This is a genomic window from Myxococcus sp. CA039A (genome assembly GCF_013336645.1).
GTDB lineage: Bacteria > Myxococcota > Myxococcia > Myxococcales > Myxococcaceae > Myxococcus > Myxococcus llanfairpwllgwyngyllgogerychwyrndrobwllllantysiliogogogochensis.
This window is the reverse complement of record NZ_JABUMQ010000407.1, coordinates 1-8,756: the sequence shown is the minus strand read 5'-3', so window position 1 is coordinate 8,756 and position 8,756 is coordinate 1. Positions and strand designations below refer to the sequence as shown.

The 8,756-nt window shown below is 66.4% G+C and carries 11 protein-coding genes and 1 pseudogene; 1 reads left to right on the top strand and 11 read right to left on the bottom strand.

All coding sequences use genetic code 11. The annotated features are described in order from the left end of the window. Positions 1–288: pseudogene (locus tag HR086_RS41570) on the top strand (FHA domain-containing protein); the annotation flags it as partial. A 56-nt stretch (positions 289–344) separates the two neighbouring features. On the opposite strand, the gene HR086_RS41565 reads toward HR086_RS41570, so the two are convergent. The 11 genes from HR086_RS41565 to HR086_RS41515 all read right to left on the bottom strand — a co-directional run. Further along, positions 345–869: a tetratricopeptide repeat protein gene (locus tag HR086_RS41565; protein ID WP_246137666.1), complete on the bottom strand. Its 525-nt coding sequence runs from the start codon at positions 867–869 to the stop codon at positions 345–347. A 52-nt stretch (positions 870–921) separates the two neighbouring features. Beyond that, positions 922–1,998: a DUF1521 domain-containing protein gene (locus tag HR086_RS41560; RefSeq protein ID WP_174457183.1), complete on the bottom strand. Its 1,077-nt coding sequence runs from the start codon at positions 1,996–1,998 to the stop codon at positions 922–924. A 156-nt stretch (positions 1,999–2,154) separates the two neighbouring features. Then, positions 2,155–4,278 (bottom strand): type III secretion system export apparatus subunit SctV, encoded by a 2,124-nt coding sequence (gene sctV, locus HR086_RS41555; protein WP_141647461.1) that lies wholly within the window; start codon positions 4,276–4,278, stop codon positions 2,155–2,157. A 95-nt stretch (positions 4,279–4,373) separates the two neighbouring features. Then, positions 4,374–4,853 (bottom strand): tetratricopeptide repeat protein, encoded by a 480-nt coding sequence (locus tag HR086_RS41550; protein WP_141647462.1) that lies wholly within the window; start codon positions 4,851–4,853, stop codon positions 4,374–4,376. 89 nt (positions 4,854–4,942) lie between these two features. Continuing rightward, entirely contained in the window at positions 4,943–5,392 is a 450-nt protein-coding gene (locus HR086_RS41545; RefSeq protein WP_141647463.1) for a hypothetical protein, read from the bottom strand. 165 nt (positions 5,393–5,557) lie between these two features. Further along, positions 5,558–5,776 carry a hypothetical protein gene (locus HR086_RS41540; RefSeq protein WP_141647464.1) on the bottom strand — a complete coding sequence of 73 codons (219 nt, stop codon included), beginning with the start codon at positions 5,774–5,776 and terminating at the stop codon, positions 5,558–5,560. Positions 5,777–5,933: 157 nt separating this feature from the next. Then, positions 5,934–6,533: a hypothetical protein gene (locus HR086_RS41535; RefSeq protein ID WP_174468390.1), complete on the bottom strand. Its 600-nt coding sequence runs from the start codon at positions 6,531–6,533 to the stop codon at positions 5,934–5,936. Positions 6,534–6,650: 117 nt separating this feature from the next. Further along, positions 6,651–7,115 (bottom strand): SycD/LcrH family type III secretion system chaperone, encoded by a 465-nt coding sequence (locus HR086_RS41530; RefSeq protein ID WP_174468389.1) that lies wholly within the window; start codon positions 7,113–7,115, stop codon positions 6,651–6,653. Positions 7,116–7,118: 3 nt separating this feature from the next. Then, the gene (locus tag HR086_RS41525; RefSeq protein ID WP_141647467.1) at positions 7,119–7,595 is read right to left on the bottom strand and encodes a hypothetical protein; all 477 of its coding nucleotides are present in this window, start codon (positions 7,593–7,595) and stop codon (positions 7,119–7,121) included. A gap of 53 nt (positions 7,596–7,648) precedes the next feature. Continuing rightward, positions 7,649–7,930 (bottom strand): EscU/YscU/HrcU family type III secretion system export apparatus switch protein, encoded by a 282-nt coding sequence (locus tag HR086_RS41520; RefSeq protein ID WP_141647468.1) that lies wholly within the window; start codon positions 7,928–7,930, stop codon positions 7,649–7,651. A 46-nt stretch (positions 7,931–7,976) separates the two neighbouring features. Beyond that, positions 7,977–8,756 (bottom strand): flagellar biosynthesis protein FlhB (locus HR086_RS41515; protein ID WP_174468388.1); only part of this gene is annotated, 780 nt, incomplete at its 5' end.

Sequence of the window (8,756 nt, the reverse complement as noted above, 5' to 3'; positions counted from 1 at the left end):
TATAAGAGACAGCCGGTGCGCAAGGAAGTGAAGCCCCCGGAGCCAGAGCCGGAGCCCGCGCCGCCGGAGCCCGAACCCGCGCCCCCGGAGCCCGAGCCGGAGCCCGTCCCTCCGGAGCCGGAGGAGCCCATCCAGCCCTCCGCCGAGACGTCCCTCCCCGACGAGGTGGCGCCGGGTGGAGCCCTGGCCGCGCTCAAGGACAAGCAGAAGCTCGTCCCGCTCGTCGTCATGGGTCTGGTGGGGTTGGTGTTCCTGGTGCTGCTCATCGCCGTGGTCGCTGGCGCCTGAGCGCGCGGACAGGGAGCGCCAGGTGAAGGCGCCCCACGCTGCTCCGCTGCCGACCGCTACTTCTTCTGCGAGGACGCCGGGCGGCCCTTGATCTGCTCCGCCTGCGACTTGAGGGCGAGCAACGTGCTCCGCGCGCGCTGGGTGGAGCGCTTCTGGAGCCTCGGGTCCAGTTCAATCGCGCGGCTCAGGTCCTTGAGCCCGTCCGGGATGTTGCCCCGGCGCAGCAGCAGCTCACCGCGGCCCACCAGCGCGTCCACGTTGGAGCGCTCCACCGCGAGCGCGCGCTGGAAGGCGTCGAACGCCTCGTCGGTGCGCTCCAGCGTCAGGTAGGTAGCGCCCAGCTGGGTAAGGAAGGCGGGCTCACGGGGCGCCGCCGTCACCAGGCCCTGGAAGATCTCCAGGGCGAGGCGGGTGCGGCCGGCCTGCAGCATGCTGTGGCCCATGCCGGCGTAGTCGAAGAGCCGCTCGCGCGTCATCCCGAGGAACTGGCCCAACTGCAGCTCCCCGCGGACGAGCTTCTCCGTCAGGGCCTTCGGAATCCGAACATCCGACGGGGCTTCGCTCTCCGGTTTGCTGCTCACGGCCACCTCGCGAGGGGCCCCACGCGTGGGCCCCTCTACCTGCGGGTCAAGGTCAGAAGAAGACGTTCCGAGGCTTGATCATATCATTCAGCGAGTTGATCTCATCCAAGGCCTTGAACATCTTGGTGACCGACTTGAAGCGGTCCTCGATGGGCTGGTCCTTCTCGGACTCCTTGGACTTGCCCAGCTCGGAGATGGCGCGGCTGACGTGGTCGGAGATCTGCTGCATCAGCGCGTCACGCTGCTTGGACACGTCCGCCGTCTTGGCGTCCTTCTTCTCCTTGGCCGGCTCGGGCAGCATCGTCAGCAGGGACGGAGTCTCCTTGTACTGGAACTCCAAATCCTTGCCGTGCTTGAAGGTGGCGCCGCCACCCTCGTCGCCGATGACTTCCTTGCCCACGTTCGCCCAGTCGTCGGAGTCCTTGCCCATGACGAGCAAGTCCCTGCTGTTGTTCTTGAACGCGTCGTCCCACTGGAAGGCGACCGTCGTCTCGTAGCCGTCCTTCGTCAGCTCACCGACCTTGCCCTTGCCCTTGTCGATGTCCGTCACGGCGATGTGGTCCGCGCCGTTGGTGATGTCCAGCTTGCCCGTCACCGTCATGCCCGCGTTGCCCCAGGGCACGGTGGAGCAGTTGATCTCCGTGCCGTCCGGCAGCTTGAACGTGGTGTTGCGCTTGAAGTCGAACTTGCCGCCGTCGCTCTCGTCGACGTGCGGGTCACCCCAGATGCGGGTGTTCTTGCCGTCCGGGCCGGAGATCTTCCACTCGAACTGGCCCAGCTGCTCAATCTTGTAGCCGCCCGGCGTGGTGATGGTGCCCTTGTCGTCCACCTTCAGCTTGTCGGGGGGACGGAAGGTGTCCTCGGTGAGGACCGGCTTCTCCGTGGGGAAGGCGCCGCCCGTGCCCGCCGTCGAGGCCGTGTCGCCAGGACGGGGAGCCCCGGCCGCGAACGAGTTCTCGTCCAGCTGCTTGAGCTGCTTCACCGCCGACTCGATCTCCGAGAGGGCGCGCTCCACCGTGTTCTCGATGAGCCCGAGGTTCTTCGTCAGCTCCGTCTCACTCAGCCCGACCTTCGTGTTGCCAGTGCTGGTGGTACGGGGAGCGTTGCCGGCTTGGGTGACACTCGTCATGACTTCCTCCCGAATCTCGGGGAATCCCACGCCCTGAAGCGCGCATTCCCGCCGTACTTCCATTCTCGACAGCGCGCGTCGGAAGTTGCGTTGAAGCGCAAGGATTCCGATCAGAACGGTGACGGGTCGGCGAGGACCGACCCCGGGTCAACGCGGCTACCGGGTGGAGATGCGAGCCACCGGCTGGATGTTCAGCTCGGGGGACAGCTCCTGGTAGCTGAGGACGGAGAACGAGGGGTTGAACTCGTACTCCAGCAGCTTGCGGACGTAGCGCCGGATATCCATGGCGGTGAGGATGACGGGGCGCTGGGCGCTGGGCGGCAGGTGGCCACACTCGGAGCGGACGGCCTGGACGATTTCCTGCGCCAGCTCCGGCTCGAGCGCCAGGTGCGCGCCCGCGGAGGTCCGCTTGATGGAGCCGCGGATGGCCTCCTCGATGTTCGGATCCAACAGGTACACCACGAGGGTGCCGCTGCCGCGCGCGTACTTGTGGGAGATGTAGCGGCGCTGCGAGGCGCGGACGTGCTCGGTGAGCATGACGTTGTCCGCCTCCACCTGCCCGTACTCGGCCAGGGCCTGGAGGATGCCGCGCAAGTCACGGATGGAGATCTCCTCCTCCACGAGCCGCTGGAGGATGTCGGTCAACTTCAGCACGTTGACGACCTTGGGGATGACCTCCTTGACGATGGCGGGGAACGCCTTCTCCAACTGCTCCAGCATCGTCTGCGTCTCCTGCACGCCGACGAACTCCCGCGCGTTGCGCCGCAGCACCGCGGCCACGTGCAGGATGATGTAGCCGGGCACGTCCCACGTCGTCAGGCCCGCGGCCTCCAGGGTGTCGCGGTGCTGTTCGGGCACCCACGCGGCCGGCTGGCGGGTGGCGGGGTTGATGGCCTCGAAGCCCTGGATGTTCATCAGGCGCAGGCGGTCCACCGTGTCGTTGACGAGCACGTGGCCCAGCGTGGCCTGACCGGTGACGACGGGCACCTCGTTGATCTGCACCTGGTATGCGCCCGGCGGCAGCGACGAGTTGCCGCGCGCGCGCACGCCCGGGAAGCGCACGCCGAGCTCGATGAAGAGGCCGTCGCGCATGAACGGGATGAGTTCGAAGAGGAACTTCCCGTTGTCCTGGCGCGAGTCCACGTACGGCACCAGCGCGTCGGAGACCTCCAGGACGATGGGCGTGACGACGGGGATGAAGAGCTCGGAGTCCGGATTCATCGGCTCCTTGGGCGCGGGCTCCGAGGACATCGGCGTGCCCAGGTCCGACTCCATGGCCGGACCGGCCTCCTCCACCATCTCCGACTCGCGCTTCTTCTTGAGCATCGTCCACGCGCCGAAGCCCGCGCCCGCGCCCAGCAGGAAGAAGGGAATCTTGGGCAGACCCGGGACGAGGCCCAGGACGATGAGCATGCCCGCGGCGATGGCGATGGCCTTCGGGTACGCGGTGAGCTGCGTGCCGATGTCCTTGCCCAGGTGCGCGCCCTCTTCATCACCACCGACGCGCGTCACGATGATGCCGGCGCAGGTGGAGACGAGGATGGCGGGAATCATGCCGACGAGGCCGTCACCGATGGTGAGCAGCGTGTACTTCTGCGCCGCGTCCGCGGCCGTCATCCCCTTCTGCGTCACGCCGATGATGAGGCCACCGACGATGTTGACGACAGTGATGATGATGCTGGCGATGGCGTCGCCCTTCACGAACTTCATGGCGCCGTCCATGGCGCCGAACAGCTGGCTCTCCCGCTCCAAGTCACGGCGCTTCTTCTTGCCCTGATCCTGGTCGATGGAGCCCGCGCGGAGGTCCGCGTCGATGGACATCTGCTTGCCCGGCATCGCGTCCAGGGTGAAGCGCGCGGCCACTTCGGCGACACGCTCCGAGCCCTTGGAGATGACGATGAAGTTCACGATGACGAGGATGATGAAGAGGATGGCGCCGACGACGAAGTTGCCCTGCACCACGAAGTTGCCGAACGCCACCACCACTTCTCCCGGGTCGCCCGTGAGCAGGATGAGACGTGTGGTGGAGATGGTCAGCGACAGCCGGAACATCGTGGTGATGAGCAGCAGCGTCGGGAACACCGACAGGTGCAGCGCCGCTGGCACGTAGAGGGACACCAGGAGCAGCACCACCGAGATGCTGATGTTCAGCGTCAGCAGCACGTCCAGCAGCAGCGTGGGCAGCGGGACGATCATCATCCCGACGATGAACACCACGACAATCGCGAGGACGATGTCGGAGTACTTGGAGAGGAAGCTGTTCGGATTGGAGGCGGACATCAGCGGGGAGCCATCCTAGTCCGCGCCCGGCCCCGGGCCCAAGGGGGGCCTCACGAGCCGGGCGGGGTGTCCGTCGGAAGATGCGAAGGGAGGGCTTAACGCCCGTCCGGACCAGAGTCGCCGTCGGAGACCCCCTGGGCCTCCTCCACGCTCTCCAGGGCCGCGGCCGCCAGCATGCGCGCACGCGCGCTCAGCGGGTCCTTGCCCTCGGGGTCCAGGGACACCGCGTGGTTGAAGTCATGGGCGGCTTCCATCACCTTGCCCTGGCGCAGGTGGACCTCTCCCCGGTTGACGAACGGCGTCAGGTCCGTGGGGTCCAGCTCGATGGCCCGGTTGAAGTGGGCCTCCGCCTGGTCCAGGTTCTCCAGCGCCAGGTGGCAGGCGCCGAGCGCTGTCTGGAAGTAGGCCTCGGAGCCATCCATGGCCGCGAGTTGCTCGAAGACGGCCAGGGACTCCTGGAAGCGGCCGTCCTGGAACAGGTCGAAGCCCTGAGTGGCCCGCTCGAGCAACTCCGGGCCGGACAGCGGCTTCCCATCATTATTGGAGACCGGCGCCTTGGCTTGGGTCGTCGTCATCTGGACTCATTCCCGGGGCGAATACGGAGGCGGCCTGGAGTCTAGCCCGCCTCCAGCGAGCCCACCAGTCAGGGGACGCCGAGAAGGCACTACTCGTCGAAGCCGTCGCGAATCTTCTGCAGCTGCTTCTTCAGGTTGGCGATGGCCATGTCCACGCCCTTCTGGGCCACCACCGCGCTGAACATCTGGGCCTTGAAGCGGTCCTTGACGTGCGACTCGATGTCCTTGAGCGACGCCTTCGGGTTCTCCTTCGTGTACTTGGCCACGTCCGCGTCCAGCTTCTTGGTCAGGCTCTCCGTGGTGGACTTGGAGAAGAAGCTCAGGAACGGCTGGTTCTGCAGGACCTGGTTCGTGCCCACCGCGTCCGCGTACTTGGCGCGGTCTTCGGTGGTCAGCTTGGTCTCCGGCTTCTTGCCGATATCGTCGATGATGGCCTGCTGCTTGGCCTGCTCGGCCTTGGGATCCGACGGCGTGGCTTCCGCCTGGCTCGTTTTCGCCGTGGACGTGGAACGGGAACCGCCATTGACAGGAGCGACCATGGATTTCTCCAAAAGGGGTGGGGTGAAGGAATTCTCGTGAGACGGGGCCGGAAAGTTTCGGACAAGCCGACGAGGTGATTCCACCGGGCCCTGGAAATGAACTGGCCCCGCACCAGCTCCAGGAGCTGTTGCGAGGCCAGGGTGCAGCAGGCTGCGGGCTTACGACTAGCCGCGCATGTTGCCGACGATCGCGCTCTGCATCTGCTCGATCTTCTTCATGGAGTTCGAGATGAGCTCGACCAGCTTCGCCTCACGCTGCATCTGCTCCTGCGCCTGCAGGAACGGACGCTGATCCTCGGGGGCGGCGGCGATCATCGCGTTGGAGGCCTTGGAACCGGCCAGGATGCTGCTCGCAGCGGCGTTGAAGTTGGCAGAGATGCTCATGGTCGTTCTCCAGTGATTGATTCGGTTTTGCTGCGGGATGAAGTGCAGCGGCGGCTACAAAAAGATTATCGGGGGAGGGGCTCGGAAGTTTCCTGCGAATTAACCGGGATCATTTCCGGCCTTTTCGCGAGGCCCGGGTCCCCCCCGGGAAACGGGCCTAACCCTTGAGCTTTCCAAGGCTGGGATTCTTCATCCAGGCCTTGAAGGACTCGAGTTGCTGCTGCTCCTTCTTCGGATCTGCCGGGGGCGGCGGGCTGGCCTCCGGGTCCAGGGACAGGGAGCGCTTGTTGGAAGCGCTCTCGAAGCCGTCCTTGGCGGCGGGGGCGCCCGACGTGCGGGCAGGAGCCGGCGGAGCAGCAGGGGCCGAGGGGGCCTGCGCGCCCGGGGGAGCGAACGCGAACTTCGCGTGCAGCTCCGGGTTGGCCTCCTTGACGGCGTTCTGGATGGTCATCCCGTAGGTGCTCAGGCGCTCCGACAGGTAGGAGACCACGAGGCCCAGCGTGGGAGGCACGGGGAGGATGGGGTCGGCCATGAAGCGCTGGAGGGCGCCCGACACGTCGCCATAGAGCTTCTCGTCGAACGGAGTGCCCGGCGTCGTGGAGGCCACCAGCATCTTCATCGTCCGAACCACCTGGAGGAAGGTGCCCTGGGCCACCTTGGACTGCGACTCCAGTTCCGCCAGCAACTTGTCGCGCTTCTCCACCAGCTCCGCGGGTTCCGGAGGCAGTGGGCCCATCTTCGCCTTCTGCGTGCTCATTGACTGACTCCACCTCTCCACAACGAGGGGTTGGGGTTTACCTGGCGAGCCTAACAGACTGTTCCGGGCTCACCTACCCGGCGTCTGGCCACAACCAGACGCCGGGACAAGCCAGAATCAACGCTTTCCGAGCGCCGTGAGCATGGCGCCGGCCTTGCGCACCACCGGATCATCCACCGGCGTCATTGCCGCGGCGCGTCGCAGATCCTCGATGGCCAGGTCCTTCTTGCCCAGGGCGAGCTTCACCTCGGCGCGGCCGACGTAGACGGACGCGTCCTGGGGGGACAGCTTGGCGGCGACGTCGAAGGCGGCCAGGGCGCCCGTACCGTTGCCCGCGGCCATCTCCACCACGCCCAGCGCCTTGGCGAAGTAGCCGTCCGTGGGATTCACGGCGTACAGGCCCTGGAAGAGCGTCCGCGCCTCGTTGATGCGGCCCTGGTAGAAGAAGTAGTACGCCGTCTTGGCGATGGCGTAGAGCTCGTCGTTGGAATAGCCGCGCACCTCGCGCAGCGTGGCCTTGCCATCCGCCCAACGCTGGAGCCGAGCCGCCAGCTGGGCCTCGTCCTGAGGGTCCTCCGGCATGCGCTAGTAACCCTCGTCCTTCTGCTCGGCCCACATGCGCCGGATGATCTCCTTGGTCTCCTCGTTCACCTGGTCCACCAGGGTGAGCATGGAGGACTCTCGCTGGAGCAGCGCCTTGAGGCGCTCCAGGCGGTCCGGGGACGCGTTGATGCGCGTCAGCCCCCGCTCCATCAGGTGGCGCGACTCGTCGCTTCCCCGCCCCGCCACGCTGGCCAGGTGGGGCCGGTCGCTGAAGCCCTCCAGGTCCGCGTCATGCCCGCCGGGATGAGGAGGCAGGGGCAGGCGCAGCTCCTCCGACGAGTGCGCGGGACCGATGAAGTCCAGGAGCGCCGCGGAGGCGAGCGCCGGGTTCTTGGGATTGCCCGTCTTGCGCAGCTTCTTGCGGTCGACCTGGGAAGGGTCGACCAGGCGCTCACGGACGCTGCGGGGTCCCCCCCAGGGCCACTGGGGTCCGGGGGGCTGATTATTGATTCTGGCCATCGTGAACTCCGAAGCTCACTCCAGGAAGGGGGGGGCCGTCCAGCCCCCCTCCCCTACCGCCCTCCGGCGGCCGCGTGTTCGCGCTGGATCTCGTAGATGAAGTTGAGGACCTCGGCGACCGCGTCGTAGAGCTCCTCGGGCACTTCTTGTCCCACCTCCACCCGGTACAGGGCGTTGGCCAGGGGCACGTTGCGCATGATGGGGATGTTGTGCTCCTTGGCGATGGCGCGAATCTTCTCCGCCTTGAGCCTCAGCCCCTTGGCCACCACGCGCGGGGCGGTGTCCTTCTCCTTGTCGTACTTCAGCGCGATGGCGATTTCGGCGTCGTCACTCATGGGGCGCTCCGAGAAGTCCTGCCGATGATAACCGCTCCAGGGCCGCTCACGCGCGGGCCACCGGGGCGGGACCGCCGTTCTTCAGGTCGTAGACGAAGTTGAGGACCTCGGCGACCGCGTCGTAGAGCTCCTCGGGCACCTCGTGGCCCACCTCCACCCGCAGGAGCGCGTGGGCCAGGGGCACGTTGCGCAGCGTGGGGACATCCTGTTCGCGGGCGATGCCCTTGATGCGCTCGGCCTTGTGGTCCATGCCCTTGGCCAGCACCCGGGGCGCGCCGTCCTTCTCCCGGTCGTACTTGAGCGCGACGGCCACGTGGTCCGGGTTGGTGACGATGACGTCCGCGTCCCGCACGGCCTCCATCTGCTGTCCCTCCATGATCTCCTGGTGGAACTCCTTGCGCTTGGCCTTGTGGTGCGGGTCGCCTTCGCTCTCCTTGTACTCCTTCTTCACCTCGTCCTTGGACATCATCAAGTCCTTCATGAAGGACTTGCGCTGCCACCAGATGTCGAAGATGGCGAAGAGGACGAAGAGCAGCGCGACGCGGGTGGCCACACGCGTCACCAGCTCCCCCATGATGACCATGATGGCGTGCGTGTCCTGGCGGACCGTCTCCACCACCATGGGCATGGCGTCGCGCACCACGCCGTAGACGACGTTGGCGGTGATGGAGATCTTGATGAGGTTCTTGAGCAGTTCCACCAACGACTTCTTGCTGAACATGTTCTTCAACCCGCCCAGCGGGTTGAGCTTGTCCAGCTTGGGCATCAACGGGTCCAACGTGAAGAGGGAGCCCACTTGCAGGAACTCCATCAACCCGCCCACCAG